The 25123-nt window shown below is 48.9% G+C and carries 24 protein-coding genes; 15 read left to right on the forward strand and 9 right to left on the reverse strand.

Annotated features, from left to right (window positions below; translation table 11 throughout):
* The first annotated feature begins 501 nt into the window (after positions 1-501).
* Together ACR8BN_RS22235 and ACR8BN_RS22240 are read left to right on the forward strand one after the other, a co-directional pair.
* A complete protein-coding gene (locus ACR8BN_RS22235; protein WP_434747817.1) occupies positions 502-933 on the forward strand; it encodes a PACE efflux transporter in 432 nt (143 codons plus the stop codon).
* 252 nt (positions 934-1185) lie between these two features.
* Positions 1186-1389 (forward strand): Hha/YmoA family nucleoid-associated regulatory protein, encoded by a 204-nt coding sequence (locus ACR8BN_RS22240; protein ID WP_031593862.1) that lies wholly within the window; start codon positions 1186-1188, stop codon positions 1387-1389.
* Between the two features lie 179 nt (positions 1390-1568).
* On the opposite strand, the gene ACR8BN_RS22245 is transcribed toward ACR8BN_RS22240, so the two are convergent.
* Positions 1569-5588: a S6 family peptidase gene (locus ACR8BN_RS22245; protein WP_434747818.1), complete on the reverse strand. Its 4020-nt coding sequence runs from the start codon at positions 5586-5588 to the stop codon at positions 1569-1571.
* A 697-nt stretch (positions 5589-6285) separates the two neighbouring features.
* Positions 6286-6534: a putative hemolysin gene (locus ACR8BN_RS22250; protein ID WP_430019073.1), complete on the reverse strand. Its 249-nt coding sequence runs from the start codon at positions 6532-6534 to the stop codon at positions 6286-6288.
* Between the two features lie 607 nt (positions 6535-7141).
* Here ACR8BN_RS22250 and ACR8BN_RS22255 point away from each other — a divergent pair.
* Together ACR8BN_RS22255 and ACR8BN_RS22260 are read left to right on the forward strand one after the other, a co-directional pair.
* Positions 7142-7687, forward strand: a complete 546-nt coding sequence (locus tag ACR8BN_RS22255; protein ID WP_430019074.1) for a hypothetical protein — start codon at positions 7142-7144, stop codon at positions 7685-7687.
* 553 nt (positions 7688-8240) lie between these two features.
* Positions 8241-8561: a NirD/YgiW/YdeI family stress tolerance protein gene (locus ACR8BN_RS22260; protein WP_434747819.1), complete on the forward strand. Its 321-nt coding sequence runs from the start codon at positions 8241-8243 to the stop codon at positions 8559-8561.
* 173 nt (positions 8562-8734) lie between these two features.
* On the opposite strand, the gene ACR8BN_RS22265 is transcribed toward ACR8BN_RS22260, so the two are convergent.
* From ACR8BN_RS22265 to ACR8BN_RS22275, 3 genes are all read right to left on the reverse strand, one after another.
* Positions 8735-9013, reverse strand: coding sequence for a hypothetical protein (locus ACR8BN_RS22265; RefSeq protein ID WP_430019077.1), 279 nt, complete (start codon positions 9011-9013; stop codon positions 8735-8737).
* A 113-nt stretch (positions 9014-9126) separates the two neighbouring features.
* Positions 9127-9834: a helix-turn-helix transcriptional regulator gene (locus tag ACR8BN_RS22270; protein ID WP_235188770.1), complete on the reverse strand. Its 708-nt coding sequence runs from the start codon at positions 9832-9834 to the stop codon at positions 9127-9129.
* Positions 9800-10390 carry a helix-turn-helix domain-containing protein gene (locus tag ACR8BN_RS22275; protein ID WP_031594259.1) on the reverse strand — a complete coding sequence of 197 codons (591 nt, stop codon included), beginning with the start codon at positions 10388-10390 and terminating at the stop codon, positions 9800-9802. Before ACR8BN_RS22275 ends, ACR8BN_RS22270 begins: the two co-directional genes overlap by 35 nt.
* Positions 10391-11403: 1013 nt before the next feature.
* Between ACR8BN_RS22275 and ACR8BN_RS22280 the strand changes: the two genes are divergently transcribed.
* Positions 11404-11730, forward strand: coding sequence for a hypothetical protein (locus ACR8BN_RS22280; protein WP_434747820.1), 327 nt, complete (start codon positions 11404-11406; stop codon positions 11728-11730).
* A 380-nt stretch (positions 11731-12110) separates the two neighbouring features.
* Complete coding sequence (locus tag ACR8BN_RS22285; protein ID WP_434747855.1) at positions 12111-12383, forward strand: DcrB-related protein; 273 nt, start codon at positions 12111-12113, stop codon at positions 12381-12383.
* 88 nt (positions 12384-12471) lie between these two features.
* Here ACR8BN_RS22285 and ACR8BN_RS22290 read toward each other — a convergent pair whose 3' ends face one another.
* On the reverse strand, positions 12472-12969 hold the full coding sequence (locus tag ACR8BN_RS22290) for a FidL-like protein (protein ID WP_064703077.1): 498 nt from the start codon (positions 12967-12969) through the stop codon (positions 12472-12474).
* Positions 12966-13799 carry a winged helix-turn-helix domain-containing protein gene (locus ACR8BN_RS22295; protein WP_434747856.1) on the reverse strand — a complete coding sequence of 278 codons (834 nt, stop codon included), beginning with the start codon at positions 13797-13799 and terminating at the stop codon, positions 12966-12968. Before ACR8BN_RS22295 ends, ACR8BN_RS22290 begins: the two co-directional genes overlap by 4 nt.
* 407 nt (positions 13800-14206) lie before the next feature.
* Between ACR8BN_RS22295 and ACR8BN_RS22300 the strand changes: the two genes are divergently transcribed.
* From ACR8BN_RS22300 to ACR8BN_RS22310, 3 genes are all read left to right on the forward strand, one after another.
* Positions 14207-14821, forward strand: coding sequence for a TetR/AcrR family transcriptional regulator (locus tag ACR8BN_RS22300; protein WP_109653683.1), 615 nt, complete (start codon positions 14207-14209; stop codon positions 14819-14821).
* 237 nt (positions 14822-15058) lie between these two features.
* Complete coding sequence (gene fabF / locus ACR8BN_RS22305; RefSeq protein ID WP_434747821.1) at positions 15059-16342, forward strand: beta-ketoacyl-ACP synthase II; 1284 nt, start codon at positions 15059-15061, stop codon at positions 16340-16342.
* 240 nt (positions 16343-16582) lie between these two features.
* A complete protein-coding gene (locus tag ACR8BN_RS22310) occupies positions 16583-17467 on the forward strand; it encodes an ROK family protein (RefSeq protein ID WP_207091050.1) in 885 nt (294 codons plus the stop codon).
* Positions 17468-17479: 12 nt separating this feature from the next.
* Here ACR8BN_RS22310 and ACR8BN_RS22315 read toward each other — a convergent pair whose 3' ends face one another.
* Positions 17480-18433 (reverse strand): LacI family DNA-binding transcriptional regulator, encoded by a 954-nt coding sequence (locus ACR8BN_RS22315; protein ID WP_064703080.1) that lies wholly within the window; start codon positions 18431-18433, stop codon positions 17480-17482.
* A 288-nt stretch (positions 18434-18721) separates the two neighbouring features.
* On the opposite strand from ACR8BN_RS22315, the gene ACR8BN_RS22320 reads away from it, so the two are divergent.
* From ACR8BN_RS22320 to ACR8BN_RS22335, 4 genes are read left to right on the forward strand one after another with little or no spacing between them, the layout of a single operon-like run.
* Complete coding sequence (locus ACR8BN_RS22320; protein WP_031594544.1) at positions 18722-19051, forward strand: PTS sugar transporter subunit IIB; 330 nt, start codon at positions 18722-18724, stop codon at positions 19049-19051.
* Positions 19048-20376 carry a PTS sugar transporter subunit IIC gene (locus tag ACR8BN_RS22325; RefSeq protein WP_031594545.1) on the forward strand — a complete coding sequence of 443 codons (1329 nt, stop codon included), beginning with the start codon at positions 19048-19050 and terminating at the stop codon, positions 20374-20376. The genes ACR8BN_RS22320 and ACR8BN_RS22325 overlap by 4 nt, the downstream gene beginning before the upstream one ends.
* A 20-nt stretch (positions 20377-20396) precedes the next feature.
* On the forward strand, positions 20397-21797 hold the full coding sequence (locus ACR8BN_RS22330; RefSeq protein WP_430019082.1) for a glycoside hydrolase family 1 protein: 1401 nt from the start codon (positions 20397-20399) through the stop codon (positions 21795-21797).
* Entirely contained in the window at positions 21794-22108 is a 315-nt protein-coding gene (locus ACR8BN_RS22335; RefSeq protein ID WP_039387287.1) for a PTS lactose/cellobiose transporter subunit IIA, read from the forward strand. The genes ACR8BN_RS22330 and ACR8BN_RS22335 overlap by 4 nt, the downstream gene beginning before the upstream one ends.
* 206 nt (positions 22109-22314) lie before the next feature.
* On the opposite strand, the gene ACR8BN_RS22340 is transcribed toward ACR8BN_RS22335, so the two are convergent.
* The gene (locus tag ACR8BN_RS22340) at positions 22315-23103 is read right to left on the reverse strand and encodes a MipA/OmpV family protein (RefSeq protein ID WP_031594549.1); all 789 of its coding nucleotides are present in this window, start codon (positions 23101-23103) and stop codon (positions 22315-22317) included.
* A 129-nt stretch (positions 23104-23232) separates the two neighbouring features.
* On the opposite strand from ACR8BN_RS22340, the gene ACR8BN_RS22345 reads away from it, so the two are divergent.
* Together ACR8BN_RS22345 and ACR8BN_RS22350 are read left to right on the forward strand one after the other, a co-directional pair.
* The gene (locus ACR8BN_RS22345; RefSeq protein WP_083070645.1) at positions 23233-23931 is read left to right on the forward strand and encodes a response regulator; all 699 of its coding nucleotides are present in this window, start codon (positions 23233-23235) and stop codon (positions 23929-23931) included.
* Positions 23928-25097 carry a sensor histidine kinase gene (locus ACR8BN_RS22350; protein WP_031594551.1) on the forward strand — a complete coding sequence of 390 codons (1170 nt, stop codon included), beginning with the start codon at positions 23928-23930 and terminating at the stop codon, positions 25095-25097. Before ACR8BN_RS22345 ends, ACR8BN_RS22350 begins: the two co-directional genes overlap by 4 nt.
* Positions 25098-25123: the final 26 nt, after the last annotated feature.

Consider the following 25123-nt stretch of genomic DNA (forward strand, 5'->3'; position numbering starts at 1 on the left):
TTTCCCTGTCCGCCTGAATCAGCAAGAGCTACAGAACGGTAAACACCGCCATCAATCAGACTTAAAAACTAGATTTAATGTAAATATTAAAATATAAATCTATATATGTTCAGATTTTGGTTTTAATGCTTCATTCCAATCCAGAGTTGCTATCATCGCCTCGAATCAAGCAGACCGACACTGCGTTGCAACGAAAAAACCTATAAGCTTAGCCTCCCTGGCCCTGGAGAACTGAGCAAAATGAGCAATGGTGATGCTGATACGCGAAGCCGGGTAACTGATAAAGCACGTTTTGTATAATATTTGATAAATATCAAGCATGGCTGGGTTTTTAATGGCGGAGTCGCGTTACGTTTTCACTTTCTGCGGGTGCGATGCTAAATTCTCATTCGTTTAAGACAGGGCAACTTGCAGACCTTTTTTAAAACTGTGTTGACGAGACGGTTATCCTGAAATTTCATGCACCAGCAATGGTGCCTGGCTGATTAATGAGAGTCTGGTTTGGAACACTATTTATCTCCGGTACGTACCACTACAGAGAGAGTACTGCACGCGGTTATTTTCGAAGTTGCTGCTAATGTGCTGGTTTTTATTATCCTGATTAGCTGGGCTTCTGCAGCGCCTGCGCAATCGGCACTTTTAACTATAATCTCATCAACGCTGGCTATGGGCTGGAACTATCTGTTCAACCTGATATTTGACAGTGTTCAGCTAAGAACAGGATTTAAAAAAGACTGGCGAATGAGATGCCTCCATGCCGTTCTGTTTGAAGCCGGTCTTTTATTAGTGTTGATCCCATTTGCAGCATGGTGGCTGAATATTACGCTACCCGAAGCGCTGAAACTGGAGTGTGGACTGGTGATCTTTTTTCTGGTCTATGCATATCTTTTCAATCTGATATGGGATTACGGCAGAGCTACACGAAAAAAATAAAAATAAATTCATTAAGTTATGAACATTTCAAGGTGGCAATACTGATTTATTAACCTTCCGCTTAGCCGGGTAAGTGAAGCGTCAGATGCGACATTGTGCATCTGAACGCATCCAGTGCGTAAGGATACACGTATATCTGTTGTCAGGATCTTAATTATTTCTCCTGACAGCATCGATATCATAGCGAGTCAGCTTAGATAAAGTTAAGACCGCGCATAAGCCCATTTTAACAGGTTAAATTCAGCAAAAATTATGAATAAGATCTATTATCTGAATAAATTAAGAAACTGCCCATCAACCGATATTCTCGATATAGTGACAAGTTATATGCGAAAAAAACTTCCTTCTGACGATCTCTCATCATTTGAAGGCGCATATGATCATCGCAAAGCCGAGTTGATAATGAATGAGACCTATAGCGAAGTGCCTGCTGAAGTGTGGCGACTGGTATGCTAATTCAGTTAAACGGTGTCTGGATTAATGACGTTAAATTAATGTTCAGGCGTTAACGTTCCTGTATCTCATTAATAACGATTTCAGATAATATATTTCTGAAGATTACTGCTGAATGATACCGTGCGTTAATAAACAGAGCATCACGCTTTATAACAGTGATGCTCTGTTGTTGAACGATATCAGAAGTGCCAGGCGAAACCGACCTGACCGCTGTAATCCGTTTTAAACTCACCACCAAAACTGGTATCGACTTTCGCGATGAGTGAGAGGTCAGGCGTAATGACACCCTGCAGACCCACGCTGCTGCGATAGCGGTTGTCAGACCAGGCGCTGTATTGGCGATTCGACTGACGGTCTGAAAGCGTCGTGGTTGAGCCGTTTTTACCCGGCGAATATTGATACTCAATGCTCGCGCTCAGGTTCACGTTTGGCAGCCACACACCCAGACCGCGCTTCTGCGCCATAATGCCGGTGGTCGTGAAGTAAGGCGTCGCTGAGCTCAACGCCACTTCTGCATCCTCTCCTTTCAGGGTGTAACCTGACATGATGCCACCGCTGACTCCCACGTAGGGTGAAATAAACAGCGTATCGTCAGCCAGACCGAACTGATATCCCGTCCGCAGACTTCCTGCCAGCATCTGACTATCCTTTTTAATGCCGTTGATATGCAGGGCAGGATCCAGCGTTAACTCCTGGTTCAGATACATATAGCGACTGGCAGCATCAACAAACCATCCGGCATCAGACTGCCATGAATAATAGGCGCCAACCGTGGCCAGTCGATGTTTTTCACTCCCTCCATCTTTGACTTCGCCCTGGGTATAGCTGGCACTGAAACCGACTGTTTGCGTGTCGCTGCGGGTATCCCAGCCCACATTCAGCGTCTGCTGGTTAGTATTCAGACCCAGAAAACGTCCTTTCCTCTGCTCAATGGTTGCCCATGAACCGCTACTTTCTGGCGAGGCGCGCAGACTGTCGGTGCGGTTATGCAACTGGCTGACCGTTTCACTGAAAATGTACTGCCGCGAGGCGAGTAAGGCTCGTGTACGCTGGATTAGTGGCAGGTTGTCGTAAACAGAGAACCAGTCATCCGGGTTAAACGCCGGTTTTTTGGCTTCATCTTCAGCTTTCGCGGCCTCCTCTTTCGCTTTTTCTTCAGCTTCGGCCTCTGCTTTCGCTTTTGCATCGGCTTCGGTTTTTGCTTTCTCAGCAGCAGCCTGATCAGCAGTACTATCATCCACCGGGTTTTCAGCAGGTGTTACTGGCTCAGGTGTTACTTCCGGCGTCGGTTCTGGTTCAGGCGTCACTTCCGGTGCGGGCGTCGGTTCTGGTTCAGGCGTCACTTCCGGAGCGGGCGTTGGTTCTGGCTCAGGCGTCACTTCCGGCGCGGGCGTCGGTTCTGGTTCAGGCGTCACTTCCGGCGCGGGTGTCGGTTCTGGTTCAGGCGTCACTTCCGGTGCGGGCGTCGGTTCTGGCTCAGGCGTCACTTCCGGTGCGGGTTCTGGTTCAGCCGATTTATTACTTTCGAGCACCCACAGCACGCGGTCGTTATCTTCTTTCACCTGATAATTTGGCGTGTAAACACTGAATCCGCTATAGCTGTCTGCAAAAGAGAAATAGCTGTGCGACGTGCCGACCGGTGCATCAACCATCACCAGATCCTGGGTTAGCGCAACCTGCTCTTCGCTGCTCACTAACAGGCTTACATCCAGCAGGTTATCGCCACCACGCACCGAGTTTTTTACAATCAGTTTGTCGCTCTCCAGCGTTGATGGTTTGACGCCTAACATCAGATTCAATCCGGTCGCATCCAGTGAATCAACGCTCAGCGTTTTAGCGCTCCAGCTGCCTGAAGGAACCATCGAAAGTGTTGATCCACGTTGCGCCAGTAGTGAGGTGACATTACTGTTGCCAGTCATGGTCCAGTTCGCATTAGCATCCAGCGTCATCAGGCTGCTACCGGTAGAAGTCACCGCACCCTGATGATTCACCTTGCCCAGATAAAGTGAGGCGTTGTTTGCAAGCTGAACGTCCCCTTCCACTTCGCTGGCGGGTAACAGCGCGAGATCATCCGCGCTGCGCACCGGCTGACTGCAGGAAACATCATCAGAATAGATCGCAGAATAGCAGCGCCAGCTCTTCTCCCCTGCCTGAGTGCTGTCGTTATAGCCCAGAGAGAGGGTTGCTGATTCAGCGGCGACAATATTTGCTTTGACACCCGCGTATTCTCCCACCTGGAAATGCGCACCGGTGCCAACATTGATCTGATCGGCTTTGAACAGTGAGGTGTTCCAGTCGTCATCAACGACAACGCCACCTGCATGTGGAACTGGCTGCCCAGAAAGGACTACAGTACCGCTGGCAACATCCAGATTACCATTCAGATTTATACCACCGGTGAGTGCGGTAATAGCCGTGGCGTTGCGCGGCAAAATATTAACGTTCATGACGCCGTTCAGCGCATTCTCCAGCGTTTCACCCAGAAAACCGCGGAACACCTGAATGTTTAGCTGCGTCAGCCGATGATTAATGGCTTTATCGGCATCAGTACCCAGGTAAGTCCAGGTGGACGTCGAGGATTTATCCGTGGGGAAATACCAGTATGACGAGGTATTTAACTGAAAGTACTCGGTATCTTTCGTATAGGGGTTGTTATAGACATAGATTGAACCCGGAGTGCCTTTGGGATTGCTACCCTGGAAGGTATTAAAGGGAACGTCAGCGGCGGTGTAGCCTGTAATATTCAGCGTTGCTGCGGTATCACTGTGGTTGACCAGCGTAGCGCCACTGTCGGTATGATTAATTTTCCTGAAGCTGAGCGCATTGCCATTCAAATCTAATCGGCCACCACGATAGCCAAAGAAGATTTGGTCTGTACTCACCTGAGTGGCATCATTCAGTACTACGGTTGGCCGGCCACTCACTAAAGTGACTGAAGAAAAGGCCTGTTTATTGCCTGAAGCATCAGCCTGCTGATCGAGGATAACCGTACCCTCTCCCACATTCAGTGAACCCGGATTTTTGCCAGTTGCATTGATATGCAGTGTTCCCGCGCCGATTTTATGCATGGCATCGCTGGCCAATCCATTAACCTGCCACAGGACTTCTTTATCTGCGTCAACTTCGATGCCGCCACCTGCCCAGGTCGCATTCACACCCTCGGCTGAAGCCACGGTATAGTTGTTAGAAAACTGAAGTTTGCCTGCGCCCATATTGATAGGTGCATTCAGCGTGATCAGTCCGCCAGCCCCGTTAAAACGGAGATCTTTGGTGGCATCAAGTTCTGCAGTGGTGGCTGTAGAGGGTGCGGCTGAGGCGTAAGCCGAACCCAGACCAGCCCATGACCAGGAGGAGCCGTACTGCGTGATTGCACTATCGTCCCAGAAAATCGTGCCGTTGCCTGCTATATCAACGACATCAGGTGAAATATTGGCAGCCTGCACCGAAGCAATGAAATCACCCGGGATATAGCCTGCAATTGCACGTTTTTTGTAAAGACCGCTGTCCAGGTCGTAACCAACATGAACCGCGACGAGTTTCCATTGCTGCTCAATGTCATCCCAGGCAAATACCGGGCTGCCGCTATCTCCGGCGTTAGCACCGATTGAAAGAGGCGTGGTATTAGCATCATCAGGACCCAAATTGTAATAACGCAGATAGGTGTTATAAGATATGTCTTGTACGTTAGTTGCGCTGATAGTACCGCCAGTCTTCCAGTCATAAGCACCCGTCAGCCGGACACGCTCAGTCTGGTCATCATTGATTTGCTCCTGCGTACCGGTACCTACTCGGGTATACCATGAATAGCGGGATTTATAATTAGCGATAAAGTCTGATTTGGTCACGTAATTGTAAGGCGAAGCCTCCGTAACCACCTTATTTAACCGCGGCGCATGGAAATCTTGTGTGCTGAGTTCGTTACGATTGATAAGATTGTAGGTTGTGGCATATTGAGCACCATTGCCAAATGCCACCGTTTTATAACCGGAGTTGTGTTTTACACTGACAATATACGAAGGTGAGATAAGCGTTGCGTAGCCCATAGAAGATACGCCGCCAAAATCAGGCATGGGAAAATCAAGATAGTCAGATTGCGATCCATCTTTTCTATAAACTGGGGCATTGATTCTACCCACATTATAACTACCCAGATTTTCTGCAAAATCGCGATAATCCTGAACATCAATGTCGTTAAGCATGATGCCCGCATAAGATTTGGTGCAAATAAAGAAGGTGCAACATAGCGCTGCGCTTCCAAAATATTTCAATGGATTGCCCTCATGATACTTTTATTATTTAAGAAAATACCTTAATTAATTAAATAGTATCATTATGACAATCGGTAACAGAATCTGATTTTTTTATATAAATTGACTCAGATCAAAAAAAGGAGGGAGGTTATCGCAAAAACCGTGATAACTATATGTATTATAAGACAATAAAAAACCATTGCCAAAATGGATTGAACATTTATTATTTAAAGAACCTCAAAAGCAAAATCAGGTTTATTGCCAAATGAGATCAAAATAAATTGGCAAGCACACACATTGATAAAAAATAACTTATTAATTCGGATTGAAAATCTTTTCGTACATCATGCATTTGCATTTACTTAAACACACCTGTGATTGCTCTTATTAAATAACAGTCAAAATCATTCATGCGATTAAACAATTTAAGATCTGCTGATAAGAAATAGCAAGGCTAAGCCTCATTTTCCGGGGCAGGAATGAGGCCACAAAGCCGAGGGCGTACAGAAAAAAGACTGTAATAAAAGAATGAGGTTTTTATCAGTACCCGGACGGGATTGGACGCAAAAAGTGATCGTTAACAATGACCTTCAATTTCATAGACTTCACTCACATCCCGCCTGCTGGCTGGCGAATCGCAAGAAGATTATTTCGTGTGATCGCGATGAAACAATGCCCACTGCTCAATCTTTTCTCCGGATGGTAACAGGCAATAGAGTGTATTTCCGTTCGATGATGCCTCCTCTACCTGCTGTCCGCCACGCTGAGCACACCATTCGCTTGCGGGATTACGCATTGTAAGGCGCGGTGATTCAGCACTATGGGGCGTGCAGGCACTCATTTGCAGAGTAGCCAGCATCAGGGAACAGACCATTATTCGGTTTACTATTTTCATTTAACCCTCTCTCAACATTAACTTCAGGTCGGTGAGACTACGTTTCTCATGTTCACCAGGCTATGACTCAGCGCGCAATAACGATCATTGTCTTAATTAAGGGGCTCTTAACCACACGTTTGTCAGAAAAGCTTTTAGGCCAGTTCACTTCTGAAACCGGGCAGTGTATCTGAGCGTGCAATAATGATAGCAATAATTCGCTAAACTATCTCTGAACAAGCCGTATTGCTTCTGATAATATGATAACTTCCGGACAGGAGAGAATAAATAACTGTCAAATGAGAATAACTGTAATAATAAATAACAAACCCTCCCGAGTTACAGCTAACTCATAAGCTTAATTTTCAATAAAAATTCCCGCAGAATGCCGCATACCTTTTAACCTATAGCCAAAAGATACACACTTTCACTCTCTTTACACAATTCACTTCCACGCTGCATAATCCTGCCACCTTTAGTAAACATGCTGTTATTAATGGATTTAATAAACAATACACTTAATTCGTATCGGGCTAAGACAAATTATGAAGTGAGAGGTAGCAAGCCTATTTAGCGCTATTCATAGGCTATTAGCCCTTTAATAAAACCTTAAGGAAGAGTTACTGATATGAATAAAATTCCTGATAGAAATAAACGCGTAAAAGCGATGATGCTGGCTGGCGGAATGGGTATGTTGCCGCTGGTCAGTTCTGCTGCTGTTGTCGGAAGCCAGAGAGGGGGAGATGTTACTCTGGCTGATGGCACTACATTGATCGCCGATCAGTCAACTGGCGATGGTTATTATGGGATCCTGGTAACAGGTGCAACTGCCGCTGAAATCACTGCCGGTACAGGCAGTACGGTTACCGTGAAAGATGCTGAGCACTATGCTAAAGGCATTTTCATCCAGTCTGCAGGCAGTCACTTTACTGCTGATAAATTAGTGCTCAATGCTTCAGGGATAACCGCAGTCGCTTTTGAGTTGAGCGGAAAACAGGTTTCTGCAAATTTAGGATCGGGCAGCTCTGTCACATCGATTGCGTCAGGTATTGCTTACGCAGAAGGGGTGGTTGTGAGCAACCAGTCCTCATTGCAGGCCGACGCATTACAAATCAGTACTCAGGGGCACCAACGGTATAGCATTGCGTGTCAGCGGTTACGGCTCGAACGTTAAGATCCTGAGGAATCTGTTTAATGTCACCGATACTCAGAATAATCACACATACGGTAATGGTGTCTCATCAGGCCTGAGTGGATGACTCAAAGCAAAAAAAATTCAGTTTATCTGACGAACTCATGGATTTTTATCTGGAACCAGAGTTGCAACTAACCGCAGGTCATCAGCATGGGACCTCGGTACGGGCGTCAAATGACCTTAACATTTTATAAAGTTTTAAATCGATGATGGGATGAGCCACTGTACTGGCAGGCGATGAAGTTAATCAGAGCAATTACAAACTAACACTTATGTTAAAACAGGCGTTTTACGCGAGTTTGACGGTGATGCTGCTTATAGCTCTGAATGGATCAGAGGAGCGTCTCTCATTTGAAGGAAATGGCTGAAATAACGGTGTCGTTGTCAGCGCGCAAATCAGTAGCCATACCCTTTTTATCGAAGCCGATATGGTTGATGGTAATCGTTTCAACCAGCGCCAGGTGAACGCCGGCTACCGCTTTAGTTTTTAAAAAATAAACGCAGTAAAAGATGCGTGTTAAAGGAGATGTGAATGAAGAAAATATTATGGATGATACTGGCCTTGCTCAGCTCGGGCTCGGGCTCGGCGTATGCTCGTCAGGAGGTCACCGTTGCAGAGGCGAAAACGATGCACGACGATCGACAGGTTACGCTCACAGGGACTATCAGTGGCAGGGCCGATGATAATCACTACTGGTTAAAAGATTCGACTGGCCGTATTCGTGTCGATATAGATGATGACGACGATGATGATCGTTATCTGATTGGCAAAAAGGTCCGGATTACCGGTGAAATCGACCGCGATGATGGCTATAGCGAAATCAATGTAGATCGAATATTTATCCTGAAATAATCCTCTACAAAAACACAAAAAGCCAGCGATGACGCTGGCTTTTAAGTTCATCAGCCTATCAGACGGTTCATGTAACTTCGGGCAACTCACTGGCGAAAAGATAAGTGGCATACAACTTCGCACTCCGGTACTGGCGATGGCTGATACAACAAGTGACTTTTAATACTGCCACTTCAGATGCTGAAAAGAAGCCCGGTTGATAATTCCCGATTATGTCGGGCTTGTTCCTGCTGACCTTCGTGCGAAGAGTTCAGTGCTGGCACAGACTGAGAGAGATTACGGCTATCCACGCCTGACTGAAACGTATCCGGAAGATGAAGTACGGGTGCAGCAACGACATAGTTACTGTAAATATAAACAGATAGCAGAATAATCATACCTAACATGATTGCTGTCACCATTTTAAAAGTAATGGCCAAAGATTTTTCTTTGTCTAGTGGCTCTTTCTTCACAAAAACCTCTTTACACCCTGAACACGAAAGGCAGTCTGTGCATCACAGGGAAGCAGTTCATCAGAAATGACTAATAACTTCAGAAATCACTCCAATATGTACTGAGTAAATAGCTAAAATTTTGCAGATTCAATAACGCCTTTATAAAGTTCCAGCAGGGTGACATCATTAATAAAAGCGTTAAACTGCTTATCACCACTTAGCGAAAACTTCTTCATCACATTATACTTATGTGCATAGATCGTTTTAGCCGAAAGATTCAGACGTTTAGCTGTCTGCCCCACGCTGTACCCTTTCTTTAAAAAGCTTAGCACCTGCAACTGAACAACCGTGATACGCGAAAAATAACAATGTGAGCAATCCGAGGGTACAAATCCTTTGACGCTTTCCTGATTTTCCAGCCAGAAATGGACGATTTTTTCAGAAATAGTACGGACAGAATCGTTGCGCGAGATAGTAATTAAAGAACGATAGCAGAGAGGCAGTTGTTCCGTAACGATGTCTGCAACCTCATCAACAAACACCATTAAAATGCTACCGGGCTTCCGTTCCCGGTAGGCAGGTTGGCACATATAAAGGCGCCACTGTGCAACACTGATTAGTATGAAATCCGCCTGATATAAATTTTGTGCGTCATAAGCGGGTAAAAACTCTACTGGCGTGTCACATAACAGTGCTTGCTCAATAATTTTTGAGATGCCCAGCCGAAAGAAGTAGTTTTCATTTGTACAAATGACTTTAAAATCCATTTTTCCCTTAAGCATCTCAAAGTTTAGACAAAAATTATCAGGTAAACTTGCCATTAACCAGGGTGAGTTCACCTTTCTCTTTTAATTCTTTCAGCACTCTGCAAATGGAGCTTTTTGAAAGATGAGAACTGTTTTCAATCAGATAAAGTGCCGAAAATCTCTTCTTAAGGTGCGGTGGCAGTTTCCCCCAGCGGCCAATCAACGAAATCACTTCATCATATGAGTTATTTTTAGGTAGCTGGATGTAGTTCATCAGGTCAGAGTACTGGCCAGATAGAATGGACATGGCATCATTGAAAAGGTCTTTCTCAAACACCAGGCGCCAGAACACATCATAATCAATGAAACTGACCTTTCCATAATCAATTCTTTCCAGATAGACAGGTGGTTCATCGAGTGCCGGAGTGACACCGACAACAAAAGGAGCCGATAAGATATTTAATACCTTATTTTCGCTCTTTAATTTGAGTAAGAAATCACCATCAAGAATGAACATAACCCGGCGCACATTATCTTTAGTGAGATGATAACGACGCTTGCCGCGCGAAATCTCATCTGGATTAGCAACCTGGGTATACCCGGCTAGCGCATCGATGATCCGCTCATGATTTTCAGTCACTCTATACATAATAATTAACTCAATCTAACTAACACAAGGTTAGTGATTAGTAGAAAAATTAGCAAAAATCCGTTTGTTATAGTCTCTTTTTTTCGCCTGGTGTATTGATGATCTTTGACTCTCCCCCAAATATGAGCCATAGAATGGTTGCTACTGGTTTCACTATAGTAAAACCATACCGATAAAATTCAACACCATAAACGCGCAAAAAGGAAGAGCATCACGCCACTATTCGACGTCACAACCAGATATTTCACCGCTCAAAAGCCAATTAATCAGTATATCAAACTAACAAGTAGAGACTTACTGATAGTGTTATAACTTTTTTCTTAAAAAAGGAATCAATCATAATCATATGAACATTGATGTTATAATCCCGCTATATCAAGCACACAAAAAGGCACTACAAGTTTAAATATGCGGCATAATTGATAAACCTTTAATCATTATGGAACCATTGTTAATTCCTCTCTAAAAATAAAAAAACACGACAGCATTTGATGGCATAAATTAAACCACACCGGCCCCAAAACAGACATTTAAATAACAAATTGTAAGGCATATAGTTTTATATACTAATTTTTAGCAAAAACTCAGATAAAAACACCAAAAAATATATTTACCTTACCTCTGCAACATTCACCTTAAATTGCATATGAGGACCGATTTCTCATTCTCTGGACTTTTAACCAAGCTGCACACCCTCCCTCTGAAGCTTTTTCGCCGCAGAATGCGTACCATTTTCTTCATTCAGGAAAAGCTGATTAAAGGTAAAATTAAATCACCTCATCAATAGTCGGCAGAAAAAACATATAACGATGTGAATATATTCACCCCGGCACTCTAAATTACTACGAATGTAAATGCATTGTAAACAAAACACATCTTCAGTTATTAATGCCAATAGCACGTAATATTAATTATGGATATTTTACTATTTTATTTTTTATGGTCTACGAATCTAATAGCGCCGTTCGCTTGAAGCGGCATTTTAAAAAATTCAATACTGAATAATTGAATAAGTGATTATTATTGGAGATGTAAATGAGAGATTTAACACCTGTAGAAATGCGAAATGTTTCAGGCGCAGGTTTTTTGATTTTGTTGGTGCTGTCGTTGTAGGTGGTGTTACCGGTATAACTGCTTTCGGTTTGAGCGGCGGTAGCGCAGGTGGCATCGTAGGTGCAGGTATTATCTCTGGCGGTGTCGGCCTGATTGTCGGCGCAGTTGTTGGCCTGGTTGATGGCGCACTTTATGGTGCCATCAATGGCTGGGATTCAACTGTGGGCTGGTTCAATCAGATTGTTGAAAACCAGTTTGATGCCACTGCTCCAGTAATTACTGCATAAGGAAATATCAAGCGTGAATTAAACAATCGTGAAATCGAAGGCGTTAGTGGAGGGTCTTTAACTTCAGTAATTTTAGATTTCTTCAACCAATTAGGCGGAAGCTCAAAAGAAAAAACTGAGTGGGTGAGCCCTGACTCAGTGCCTGCTGCAAATCCAATTAGTGGATCTGCATTTGGCATGGGTATTGTTGGCATCGCTGCAGCCGTGGTTTTCGGCCTGCTGACGTTTTAATTTGCCTGGAAAAGAATAATTTTTCCAGGAAGGAATGAGCCATTGCTATAAAGTGCAAACGCTCATAATGGCATGTTGTTCATTATTTTATAAAAAAGCACAGAATATAAAAATTATCTATAGGCGACTATAATAATCCGGAAGAGTATATTCTTAGCCAGCTCGCTATTCTGCAAAAGCAGATGAAAGACTGGCAACAGGAAGTCCATCAGCCAGTGGTGCTGGGTAATAATCTCACTACAGGCATCATGATTACCTATGATTTCCTTCGGCCAGATAATCTTCGTCTTTACCAGAAACAAGCGGTATTCACACTTAACATGGACGACCTGTTGATTTTCTCTCTGTCGAAGGCGAGTCCTATTAGCGCTGCAGATCTTCAGATTTTCTCAGATACCCTGGAAAGCTTCCGTACTGCGTAACAGACACGCTGTCTGCAATGCGCAGTTAAAAGCAAACCGGAAGAGCATTGGCTCTTCCGGTTTATATTTCAGCTGAAAGTCTCTTCATTTAATAACGCTGGCAGGTAAAGAGATAGGCGAGCGGCCCACCGATCAGATAGGTCTTTTTATCGACCTGAGTCGTATCCAGCTGCAGATAGCCAGGATCAAGCGTGATCTCCGCCAGCAGCAGATCAAACACGGCATCTGGCGTCGTATCGTTTGTTGCGGTAATGACCGTTCTTATTTTATAGCGATAAGTGTCCCTATCAATTTTATTCCCTGCGCTCAGCGCAATGCGTCGATTAAGCGTTGTTTCTTTATCACCAAAAGTTACCTGCCCGTTCAGCAAGAGATAGCCCAGTTTAGAATCAATAAAGCGAAGATCCTGGGAAACAGCAAACTTAATCTTTTCATCATCATTTCGGCTAAGATCATAGCGGCTGAACGCTGAGCAGCGGAAAGGAAAATCGTCAGGCCGGGGCTTAAAATAATTAATTCCGGCAAAAAGCACCAGCAGCAGCGCAGCGAGTGTTAGCGTCAGCATTAATGTGGCGTTACGTTTCAAAACGTTCTCCAGTCAAGATAATAGAAGCTGTCGCAGGAAACGATATGGCCACTGCTGTTAAGGTTACATGCGGAGAGAATAGTCCTGCCATAATCCGTTGTTGTGAATGGAGTATTTTTATCGAAATAGATGCGTCGTCCCGGCACACAGGATTGATTATTCTCTTTGAGAATTTCAAGAATTTGCTTATCCAGTGACTTTTGCTCAAACACATCCAGTCCCTGAACAATCACCGCCTCACAGCCGCCTTGCAGCTTGATAATACTCATAGAGGAATTCTTTTCAGCAGGCTCACTTATAATGAAGTACCAGAAAGCGCTTCCCAGCAACATCAGCATGATGATGACAAAAATAACCTGCCTGACGCTGAGGCCAGATTTTTTGACAACCTTGTCGGCCAAAACGAGATCGTGGGTTATCGCCGGGCTATCCTGGCTGGAAACAGTACTCTCCGCAGACTCTTCATCACTCTGAACCTCTGTCACAACAAAAGCCGGGGAAGATTCACGTTCAATTTTGATGTCAGTATTGAGTCGGATGCCGATTTTCGGAATGGTGATAATCAGATTTTCACAACCATAAGCCGCGAGCGCTCTGCGCAGAATACTCAGATACTGATTCAGATTACTGTTTGATCCGCGCAGGCCATATTTATCCCAGACTTCGGTCAGCAGGGTTTCACGTGCCAGTATTTCTCCCTGGGAATTCAGCAACTGCTCAAACAGCCGACCCGATGAAATACTCAGACTCAGCGTTTCCTGGGTAGGAATATGACTCAGCGTACAGTCATCTGAATTGTAGGTAATTTGATCATCGATAATGTAAATCATTAAGAAATCACTGAATTTGCGCCCATTTCCGACAGTATAATTCAGCTTATTTAAAGAAGCACTAAAGAGCCCTGAATCTGTCAACTCACTCAGATGATGTTAAGTTGACATTCAAATTCGGCACGCAAGCGAACGTAGACTCTTTTATCCTGTTTCAGGCTTTATAACCGGCCTTAAAGGCGAACTCCCCGGAAAAATGCAGGCTTTAAAATCACCTTAATGCTAACCAGCAAAGTCAATATCAGTCTCGACCTTGCCAGTTTGCCATCTGTGCGGGTTAAGTGGCGTCAACTCTCTTAATTCGTTGCGAACCATGGATTTTAATCGCATCAGGGCCTAAAATGTGACCACCCCTAACAGTGGTCACTGAATTTTTTCACCCACCTTTGATCTGCCAGGTTCTGACAATGACTCAATCCGTAATGGAAAATGGCACACGCGGCCCGGCCGGGCACAATGTGCGTGACCAGATTGTTGATGCTGCCATGCAGCACTTCGCGCATTATGGTTACGAAAAAACCACCGTCTCCGATCTCGCCCGTGCTATCGGCTTTTCCAAAGCCTATATCTACAAATTTTTTGAATCGAAACAGGCGATTGGCGAAGTGATCTGCTCCACCCGGTTGGCGATGATTATGCAGCGCGTCGAAGCCGCGATCGCCGATGCGCCTGGAGCATCGGAGCAACTGCGGCGACTGTTTCGCACGCTTTCCGTCACCGGCACTGAACTCTTTTTTCACGAACGTAAACTGTATGACATTGCTGCCGTCGCGTCGCGTGACCGCTGGCCGTCAGCGATGGCACACGAAGTGCGATTACTGAATCTGATCCAGCAGATCCTGCGACGGGGTCGTGAATCCGGTGAGTTTGAACGTAAAACCCCGGCAGACGAAGCGGCGGAGGCAATCTATCGGGTGATCAAACCCTACGCCAGTCCGGTACTGCTGCAGTACAGCCTTGATGATGCTGAAGAAGCCTCTGCACAACTGGCAGCGCTGGTGTTACGTAGCCTTGCGCCCTGATCATTGCGCATGATGTGACTATTGACTTATTTAGTCACAAGATCAACGATAGCACTCTGTCTGGTTATCGCTCAGGATTCTGATGCTGCTAAGTTTATCTCTGTCTGCTGTATTCCATCCCTGCGTTCATCTATCGCACCACCCTACGCAGGGCCTCACCTTTCGCCCTCAAGGCGTGTATCTATTCTCCGCAGCAGCATTTCACTCACTGTCCGGACTGTCTAAGGGAGCAAAATTATGAGTCACTTAGCCTCATCACAACGCATTGTCATTACCGGCGCGGGCATCGTCTCGCCACTCGGTTGTGGCGTTGAATCCGTCTGGCGGCGATTAACGGCAGGGGAATCAGGTATACGTACCCTGCCCGACACGCTTACTGCTGGCACCGGTATTTCAGTGGGTGGCAGCGTGCCCGGCATCGATGAAGATCCGCTGGCAGGTTACGACCCGGAGGCGTTCATTGCGCCGAAAGAGCGTAAAAAGATGTCGCGCTTTATAGAATTCGCGCTGCTGGCAGCAGAAGAAGCGCTGAATCAGGCGGGCTGGCATCCTGAAGATGAGGCAGCGCGTGAACGCACCGCGACGATTATTGCTTCAGGTGTCGGCGGCTTTGGTGCCATTGCCGACGCGGTGCGCACTACCGATGCACGCGGCCCGCGCAGGCTCTCACCCTTTACAGCACCTTCGTTTCTGGCCAACATGGCTGCGGGTCATGTCTCGATCAAACACGGCTTCACCGGTCCGCTGGGCGCGCCCGTTACTGCCTGTGCGGCGGGGGTTCAGGCGATTGGTGACGCCGCAAGGTTAATAAGAAGTGGTGAAACGGACATTGCTATTTGTGGCGGCACAGAAGCGGCGCTGGATCGCGTCACGCTGGGCTGTTTCGCGGCTGCACGTGCGCTATGTGTGGGCTATGAAGATCAGCCGCACCATGCCTCACGTCCGTTTGATCGCGACAGAAACGGCTTTGTGATGGCCGAAGGTGCCGGCCTGCTGGTGATTGAGTCGCTGGCCCATGCCGAAGCACGCGGCGCGGCGCCGCTGGCGGAGATAGTCGGCTATGGCACCAGCGCCGATGCATACCACTTAACCGCGGGTCCGGAGGATGGCAGCGGGGCTGCGCGGGCGATGAGGACCGCACTGCGCCAGGCGGGCATCAGCCCGGACGACGTCCAGCATATCAACGCACACGCTACCTCAACTCAGGTTGGCGATCACGGTGAGCTGGCGGCTATTCGCGCAGTGTTTGGCGATGATTCGCAGGTCGCGATCGCTTCAACGAAATCCGCCACCGGCCATCTGCTGGGTGCAGCAGGCGGCGTTGAGGCGATATTCACCCTGATGGCGCTGCAGCAGCAGCTTATTCCGCCGACGCTGAACCTCCATCATCCCGATGAAGCCGCAGGTAATCTGGACCTGGTGGCGCTCAATGCACGTCCTACCGCGCTGACTTATGCCATGTCGAACGGTTTTGGTTTTGGCGGCGTCAACGCCAGTCTCCTGTTGCGTAAGTGGTCATGACGGCATAGCAACTATTAAGCCCGCGCTGCCAGGCACCCTCTCAGCGCGGGTGATACATCAGCCATCCTGAAAGAACTTACTCAGTTCTTCCCTGTGTGTCGGGGTTATCAGAACGCCCTCTCTGCCACACCCATCATATAAATCTGTACCTTTCCTGACAAAATTGCCTCCGACAGACCTCCTGCCCTTTTTCTTTCAGCACTACAATTAATCGGATGAAAACAACCTCAGAGAACGTTAATGAAGATTGCAGCTTTCGATATTGGTGGCACCTCTTTAAAAATGGGCGTGATTGATGAACAGGGAAATATTCTGACCAGTGACAGTGCTGATATTTCCCATAATTCACGCGACAAAATACTTGATGAAATCCTGGCATGGCTGGAGAAAAATCCCGGCTGTGCTGGCATCGCCGTCAGCACGCCCGGTTATATTGATGCAGAAGCCGGATATATCGCCATGGGCGGTACCATTCGGGACTTCGACCAGTTTCATCTGAGCCAGTGGCTTACGGAAAAAACCTCACTGCCTGCCACGGTCGAAAATGATGCACACTGCGCCTTACTGGCTGAACAGTGGCTGGGTAAAGCAAAAAAGCTCAGTGATTTTCTGATGTTAACCATCGGCACGGGATTAGGCGGAGCGGCCTTCTGCAACGGCGCGCTGATCCGGGGCGGTCGTAATCGCGCGGGCGAGTTTGGCTGCCTGCTGACTTCGCGCCCTGACAGCAGCAATATTGAACGCCATACTATGAGCCAGAGTTGTACCATGACGGCGCTTCGGGAGAATTACAGCCAGCTCATCGAAAAGTCTTCCGACGACGTTACCGGTAAAGATGTCTTTGACGCATACGATCGCAAAGAAGAAGCCGCGCAGCAGGTGGTGAATAAATTCTACCAGGATCTTGCAGCCTGCTTATATAACCTCTTCAGCGTGTTTGATCCGCAGATGATATTTATCGGTGGGGGAATTACCGAGCGGGAGCCGTTCCTCGAGGAACTGGCAGAGCAGCTGGCAAAATATGATCTTGATATCCGCATTGATACCGCGACCTATGGCAACGACTCCGGCATGCTGGGCGCAACCTGGAACTTCCTGCAGCGCCAGCAGAGCAATATCGCTTAACCACTGGCTTAATTAGCGCTGCCGCCAGTCGGGAATAATCAAATCACCCCGTAGTACCGAGCTACCCAGCATCTGCTGGGTAGTGGCGGTTAACCAGCTGACGATACGGGATGCAAGCGCATCAAGGGAATATTCAATCGCCGGTATAGCAGGTAAACCTGGTAAATTAACTGTACCCGCCAGGCTAAAGACCATTACGTCGTCAGGCACCGCTTTATTGAACGCCTGTAACTGCGTCATTACGCGCTGTGCTTCCTGCTCATTAGCCACCAGTAATGCATTAAAAATACGACTACTGGCGTTATTCAACAGCATCTGAATAGCTACCGATGATGAGACCGCATCAGTGATGACCAGATTGCGGTTAAAGGGTAAAACATTATTTTCCAGCGCCAGTTTATAGCCATCTAACACCTGCCCGGCCGTACTGCCATTCTCTGGCTGGATTAATGCAATTTGACGCCGGCCCTGGTTAATCAGGAAATTGCAGGCTGTCTCAGCGGCAAAGGCGTGATCGAACTGAATACTGTTTGGCCCTTCTGCTTCAGCACAGTCGACCAGAATGACATGTTCATCATCAATGTTAAGCGGTAAGTGCGCACCAATGATCAGCACATCATCGCACAGGCCACAACTCAGCTCATCGAGTGCGGTGAGGATTTCACTTTTACTGCGCGCAAAGCGTAACAACAGATGTTTTTGATGCTGGCGCAGTTGTTTTTCCAGCGCGAAAAGCCAGGCGGTAATCTGGTTAACATTTTCCTGCGCACAGATTACGCCAATACAGTGGGTTGTCTGACTGAATAATGACTGGGCTATAACATTAGGCCGGTAATTCAGCTCTTCAGCGGCTTTGAGTACCGCCAGACGACTGGCTTCCTTCACGCCACGTGAGCCGCTCAACACCCGGGAAACTGTGGCTTTGGAAACCCCAGCCAGCCGCGATACATCGTTGATAGTAGACATCGTTCTCCCCTGAAAATGGCGCTAAGCCAAAAAAAGCCAACCCTGTCCTGCTGTACATTAATTCGCAGCTCAAAGTATAACTTTTTCACTATGCTGTGGAAACCGTTTTCCCATATACAGGTCTTACCCTGGCTTTTCAGTCATTTTTGTGATCGTTATCTAATTAAAAAAACCTGTAGATAAGGGTTTCTGACAGTCATCACACTTCTTATTTATCGCAATGGAAACCGGTTTCCATATGTTATCCAATCAGCCTCACTTGAGTGTAAAGGGTGAGGAACAGTGACCATGTACAAAATCATGTTGTGTTGTTCAGCAGGTATGTCTACCAGCATGCTGGTGCGAAAAATGGAGGAAGCGGCCGCTCAGCAAGGGTTATCCGTTGAGATAAAGGCATTTGGCGTGGCGGAGTTTGATGAGCAATTTTCCCACTATCAGGTGGTTCTGCTTGGGCCACAGGTGAAGTACATGCTGCAAAGCCTGACGGAAAAAACAGCTGGCCAGAATATTCCGATACAACCGATCGATATGATGGATTACGGCATGCAGCGGGGGGACAAGGTGCTGCATTTTGCCCTGTCACTGATCGCAGCAGCACATGACAAGGCGGCCTTATGAGTTCCCTCTATCAATCGATGATTACGGTGATCGAGCAATCAATTACGCCACTTGCTGGTCGGCTGGGTCAGCAGAAATATGTGATAGCCATCCGTGACGGCTTTACTGCGGCCCTGCCGTTTATGATTATTGGCTCGTTTATGCTGGTATTTATCTTTCCTCCCTTTTCCGCCACCAGCACCAACAGCCTGGCCCGTGCCTGGCTCGATTTTTCCGCCACCTACCGTGACCAGCTGATGTTGCCGTTTAATCTCAGCATGGGAGTCATGACTTTCTTTATATCAGTGGGTATCGGGGCCAGTCTGGGACGGCAATTCGCACTGGATCCGGTGATGTCTGGTCTGCTGGCCTTTATGGCCTTTTTACTGGTGGCAGCTCCCTACTCAAATCACACTATTTCAACCGAATATCTTTCCGGTCAGGGGATTTTCACCGCGTTGATTACTGCCATTTACGCTACCCGCGTTTACGCCTGGCTGAAGCACAACAACATCACTATCCGTCTGCCAAAAGAGGTACCGACCGGCGTCGCACGATCGTTCGAGATCCTGATTCCGGTGATAGTGATTATCGGCACTCTTCACCCGCTGAACCTTTTTATTGAAGCCCGGACCGGAATGATCATTCCACAGGCCATCATGCATCTGCTGGCACCGCTGGTCTCCGCGTCTGACTCTTTACCTGCCATTCTGCTGTCGGTGCTGCTATGTCAGATCTTCTGGTTCGCCGGCATTCACGGAGCACTGATTGTGACCGGCATTATGAATCCGTTCTGGATGGCTAATCTCTCTGCTAATCAGGCTGCCCTGGCGGCAGGCACGGTGTTGCCGCATATCTATCTCCAGGGCTTCTGGGATCACTATCTGCTGATTGGGGGTGTCGGCTCTACTTTGCCTCTCGCTTTCCTGTTACTGCGCAGCCGCGCTACCCATCTGCGAACCATCGGCAGGATGGGCATTGTGCCAAGTTTTTTTAATATCAACGAGCCGATCCTGTTTGGCGCGCCGATCATCATGAATCCTCTGATGTTTATCCCCTTTGTCTGCGTGCCGATGCTTAACGCAGTACTGGCTTATACCGCAACCCGGCTGGGCTGGCTGGCTCAGGTGGTTTCTCTCACGCCATGGACGACGCCAGCGCCGATTGGCGCCTCGTGGGCAGCTAACTGGGCGATCAGTCCTGTAGTCATGTGCCTGGTCTGCATGGCGTTTTCAGCGCTGTGTTACCTGCCGTTCCTGCGGGCCTACGAGCGATCGCTGATGAAAAATGAGCCGGAAAAGTCGCAGTCACCTGCTCCGCTGGCAAAAACCGCCGGTACCCCCTGATTCTTCTGAAGAGAGGCATTATGCACTATATATTTCCTGATAAGTTCTGGTGGGGCAGCGCCAGTTCCGCTTTGCAGACCGAGGGCGATAGCCTGAACGGTGGCAAAAGCGCCACCATTTGGGATTACTGGTATTCGCAGCAGCCATCCCGCTTTCATCAGCAGGTTGGCCCAGGTGAGACGTCCACTTTTTACCAGCACTGGCATCAGGATATCGCTCTGCTAAAGCAACTGAATCACAACAGTTTCCGCACCTCCATCAGTTGGTCGCGGTTGATCCCTGATGGCACCGGCGACGTCAATCAAGAGGCAGTGGCGTTCTATAATCGGGTGATTGATGAGCTCCTGGCACAGGGCATTACCCCATTTATTACGCTGTTTCACTTTGACATGCCGATGTCGATGCAGGATCAGGGAGGCTGGGAAAATCGCCAGGTCGTTGCAGCTTTTACTCGCTACGCTAGCCTCTGCTTTGAGCTATTCGGTGATCGCGTGCTGCACTGGTTCACTTTTAACGAGCCGATTGTGCCAGTGGAAGGCGGGTATCTGTATGACTTCCATTATCCTAACGTGGTGGATTTCCGCCGGGCAGCTACGGTGGCTTACCACACCGTACTGGCTCATGCCTCAGCGGTCCGGGCTTTCAGGACCAGCCGCTCAGCGGGAGAGATCGGCATTGTGCTTAATCTCACGCCTTCTTATCCGCGGTCACAGCACCCGGCGGATCTCATGGCCGCTCATCATGCAGACCTGCTGTTTAATCGCAGTTTTCTCGACCCGGTTTTACGGGGTGAATTTCCGGCGGATCTGGTCGCGCTGCTCAGACAGTACGACCAGTTACCGTTAACGCAGGCTGAGGACAAGGCGCTGATCGCTGACGGCATCATTGACCTGCTGGGGGTCAATTACTATCAGCCGCGGCGGGTCAAATGCCGCGATAGCGCTATTAATCCTGCCGCTCCGTTTATGCCTGAATGGTTTTTTGAAAGTTATGAGATGCCGGGCCGAAAAATGAATCCATACCGTGGCTGGGAAATTTACGAACCAGGCATCTATGACATTCTCACTAATCTGCGGCTGAATTATGGGAATCCACGCTGTTTTATTTCAGAAAATGGAATGGGTGTCGAAGATGAACAACGTTTTGTTCAGGCCGGACAAATAGACGATCAATATCGAATCGACTTTGTTGCTGAACATCTTAAATGGGTTCACCGGGCGATCGACGAGGGCAGTCAGTGCCTCGGTTACCATATGTGGACCTTTATTGATAACTGGTCATGGTGTAACGGCTATAAAAACCGTTACGGTTTTGTCGAGCTTGATATCACTACTCAGAAACGCACGGTGAAAAAAAGCGGGGAATGGTTTGCTGCAACTGCTGCCCGTAACGGTTTTAACCATCCGGAGAATTTAGCATGATCGATCAGGAAGAGGCGGTAATGGAAATTATTGTTAATGCCGGGCAGTCGCGCAGCCTTTGCTTTGAGGCGTTACGGGCGGCGCGTCAGGGTGAAATCGAACAGGCCCGGGTTCTGCTGCACGAGGCGGATACCTTCACCCGACAGGCGCATAAAATGCAAACACGGCTGATTGAACAGGATGCAGGCGAAGGCCGTCAACCCATGACATTAATTATGGTTCACGCGCAGGATCACCTGATGACCTCGATGCTGGCTCGCGAACTCTCTGAAGAGATTATTCATCTTTACCAGCGAGACCAGCGTGCCTGACATCTGTAGCAGAAAATGAACATGCCTGGCGCAGTCACTCTGCGCCTTAAAGCGACGAACAACTGCAGCAGTGCGCTACCCCCGTCCCGGCGCATCCAACAGACTAAGCGCCACGCCTGTCAGTGTATAGACCACGACATACAACAGAATCAGTGCCGCAAGCAAAAGGCGGTGGCTGCGCATCTCACTTTTCTTCATGGTGCCATTCAGAAGGTGTAGCTCAATGCCAGGGTGGCCGATGCGCCGTTGTGCCGTGCAACGATGGGGCTATCTGAAGCATGCTTATCCAGCCAGCTGTAGTCACCTATCACACTGGCGGCCCAGGCAGGCGTGAACTGATGGCTCCAGGTCAGGCTGGTGTCGGTGCCATAAAATCCACCCGCGGCGTCGTACCGTTCAAATCCGCTGCGCGCACTTTGCTTGCTGTTAACGCCATACCAGGTATTCATATAACGCCCGTCGCCAAACAGACCCGCCACCTGCAGTGCCACGGTATCGTCACTGGTCTGCCAGGGGATCAGGGTTACGGAAGTCCGGTACTGCACACCCTGACTATCACTTAATGGCAGCGTCGCTTTGCCCTCCAGCACCAGCCACGGCGTTACCGACCATCCCAGCGCCAGCGCGGTGTTCATCGTTGCGTCGATATTCCCCATGCCCCTGAGCCGGTCATCCCCGTCACGCCAGGATGAATTCCGGTCAGATCGGCCCAGCCCGTAGCCCAGCGTATGTTCAAGATAAAGCCCGTTATCTGCCTGCAGGTCGTAGCCAATCCCTTTCTGCGAGTCTAAAAAGAAGGCCCCATCGCGCGCCTGGATCACCGGCATCAGTTGCCAGTGCTGCTTATCGGCGCCGCTGTAGCGTGGTGCATTGATACCTGCAATGCCCAGCGTCAGGCTGGGCGGTGGCGTGGTACTCTCATCAGCCATGGCCGCAGCGGCACTTAATGCCAGCGAAAAACAGACCATGTGCAGCGTTATTTTTCCGGTTATCATCACGTTTCCTCATTATCACATCAGGTGCGGAGCTGAGGGGTTCAGAGCCGCGTCAATGGCCGGAGTATGCGAGGCGAGTGTCAATGAACGACCAGGGATTTATGAAGAAACAGTCAAGGTGATCCGAAAATGCAGTCAAAACGTGTACTGATTATTGAAGATGATGCTGATGCGGCGGGCGTACTTGAGGCCTACCTGAAACGTGAAAATTATGAGGTCATGATTGCCGGTGACGGGCCAGGCGGGCTGGATGCCGCCAGACGCTGGCAGCCCGATCTGATCCTGCTGGATATCATGCTGCCCGGCATGAACGGTACTGAAGTGCTGGCAGCGCTGCGACGTCGTGACGATACGCCGGTAATCATGGTGACAGCGATGGGTGATGCGCCGGACCGCATCGGCGCACTGCGCTATGGCGCGGATGACTACGTGGTCAAACCCTATCATCCGGGCGAAGTGGTGGCGCGCGTTCAGGCAGTACTGCGCCGCAGCCAGCAGAGTCAGGTTCCCGCGGCAGAAACCCTGCGCTGGGCGGGTTTAGTGGTGGACCCGGTGGCTCTTACCGCAGTGGTCGATAGTGACGGTGCCTCACCGCGCCGCCTCGATCTGACACCGACCGAATTTTCCCTGCTGGTCACCCTGATGCGTGCCCCGACACGTCCGTTTACCCGCCTGTTTCTGCTGGAGCACTGTCTGCCGGAAAGCGATGCGCTTGAGCGGGTAGTCGATACCCACGTCTATAACCTGCGTCGCAAACTGGAAGCCGCAGGCATCTCTGATGTCTTACCGGCAGTGCGCAGCGTCGGTTACCGGTTCAGACAGCCATGAAGAACGATACGCATACCTCACTGTGGCGCTGGATCTGCATCCGGGTGCTGTTTCTGGCGATCGGCAGCGTGGTGCTCATCGCCATCTGTATGTGGCTGCGCTTTGCCGTGCAGGCGTACTGGGTCTATTACCGAATGCCGCCCGCGCTGCTGGATGAGTTCACCCGGTTGCGCCAACACCCTGCCAGCGATCCGGCACGCTTTCATCAGATTATCGACCAGTGGTGGGGCATCAACTTCTCCGATCCGTCGCTGGCCTCGTCGGACTGGCTTACCGTGATCGTGCTGGTCGTAGTCATGATTCCGTTTATGGTGCTGATGGCGCTGCGTTTCGCCCGCCCGCTGTCGGCGCAGTTCAGCCAGCTGGCTACCGCAGCGCGAGCGGTGTCGAAAGGGGAATTTGGCCGATCGGCAGTAATCGTAAAAGAAGCCCCACAGGAGCTGGTACGTTTTACTGAAGACTTCAATCAGATGACGCAGCAGTTGGCGCGTTACGAGCGTGAGCTGCGCACCTCGCATGTGGCGATGGCGCATGAACTTCGCTCGCCGCTGACGGCGGCGATGGGTCGCCTGCAGGGGATTCTGGATGGCGTCTTTCCTGCCGAACCGCAACAGCTGGCGATGATCATGAAGCAACTGACGCAGCTCAGTCGCCTGACAGACGAACTGCATCTCTTGTCGCTGGCGGATGCCGGGCAGCTTACCCTGAACCGCGAGTGGTTTAATCTCTGCGAATTACTGCGCGAGCGCTCCGGCTGGCTGATGCCGCAGGCAGAACAGGCGGGTGTGAATATCAGTGTCATAGCACCGGAGGAGCTGCGACTGTATGCCGATACCTTCCGGCTGGGCCAGGTGGTGACCATCATTTGTGAAAATGCGCTGCGCTATGCTGCCGACGGTGGCGCATTGCTGATCACCGCCAGCCAGAGCGATCAGGCGATCACAATGACCTTCCGTGATTACGGTCAGGGTGTGGAACCGGACTTCCTGCCGCAGCTGTTTGACCGCTTTACCCGGGCTGACTCCTCACGCGCCCGCCACTCCGGCGGCAGCGGTCTGGGACTGTCGATCGCCAAAGCGATCGTCGAGGCGCACGGCGGGTCGCTTCACGCCACGCTGCCCGCCGACGGCGGTCTGTTGATCGGGATAACGCTGCCAGCGAGATAAATTGTTCTGGCTTGACCATTTCTTGA

The sequence above is a fragment of the Pantoea sp. Lu_F5_004 genome (assembly GCF_051136245.1).
Taxonomy (GTDB): Bacteria; Pseudomonadota; Gammaproteobacteria; order Enterobacterales; family Enterobacteriaceae; genus Pantoea; species Pantoea agglomerans.

Coding starts and splice junctions, on each gene's coding strand:
- ACR8BN_RS22340 (WP_031594549.1), bottom strand. CDS start 23,103: ATGATAACCGGAAAAATAACGCTGCACATGGTCTGTTTTTCGCTGGCA.
- ACR8BN_RS22255 (WP_430019074.1), top strand. CDS start 7,142: ATGAATAAAATTCCTGATAGAAATAAACGCGTAAAAGCGATGATGCTG.
- ACR8BN_RS22275 (WP_031594259.1), bottom strand. CDS start 10,390: ATGTATAGAGTGACTGAAAATCATGAGCGGATCATCGATGCGCTAGCC.
- ACR8BN_RS22335 (WP_039387287.1), top strand. CDS start 21,794: ATGATCGATCAGGAAGAGGCGGTAATGGAAATTATTGTTAATGCCGGG.
- ACR8BN_RS22300 (WP_109653683.1), top strand. CDS start 14,207: ATGACTCAATCCGTAATGGAAAATGGCACACGCGGCCCGGCCGGGCAC.
- ACR8BN_RS22245 (WP_434747818.1), bottom strand. CDS start 5,588: ATGCTTAACGACATTGATGTTCAGGATTATCGCGATTTTGCAGAAAAT.
- ACR8BN_RS22260 (WP_434747819.1), top strand. CDS start 8,241: ATGAAGAAAATATTATGGATGATACTGGCCTTGCTCAGCTCGGGCTCG.
- ACR8BN_RS22350 (WP_031594551.1), top strand. CDS start 23,928: ATGAAGAACGATACGCATACCTCACTGTGGCGCTGGATCTGCATCCGG.
- fabF (WP_434747821.1), top strand. CDS start 15,059: ATGAGTCACTTAGCCTCATCACAACGCATTGTCATTACCGGCGCGGGC.
- ACR8BN_RS22345 (WP_083070645.1), top strand. CDS start 23,233: ATGCAGTCAAAACGTGTACTGATTATTGAAGATGATGCTGATGCGGCG.
- ACR8BN_RS22240 (WP_031593862.1), top strand. CDS start 1,186: ATGAATAAGATCTATTATCTGAATAAATTAAGAAACTGCCCATCAACC.
- ACR8BN_RS22330 (WP_430019082.1), top strand. CDS start 20,397: ATGCACTATATATTTCCTGATAAGTTCTGGTGGGGCAGCGCCAGTTCC.
- ACR8BN_RS22325 (WP_031594545.1), top strand. CDS start 19,048: ATGAGTTCCCTCTATCAATCGATGATTACGGTGATCGAGCAATCAATT.
- ACR8BN_RS22250 (WP_430019073.1), bottom strand. CDS start 6,534: ATGAAAATAGTAAACCGAATAATGGTCTGTTCCCTGATGCTGGCTACT.
- ACR8BN_RS22295 (WP_434747856.1), bottom strand. CDS start 13,799: ATGATTTACATTATCGATGATCAAATTACCTACAATTCAGATGACTGT.
- ACR8BN_RS22310 (WP_207091050.1), top strand. CDS start 16,583: ATGAAGATTGCAGCTTTCGATATTGGTGGCACCTCTTTAAAAATGGGC.
- ACR8BN_RS22315 (WP_064703080.1), bottom strand. CDS start 18,433: ATGTCTACTATCAACGATGTATCGCGGCTGGCTGGGGTTTCCAAAGCC.
- ACR8BN_RS22320 (WP_031594544.1), top strand. CDS start 18,722: ATGTACAAAATCATGTTGTGTTGTTCAGCAGGTATGTCTACCAGCATG.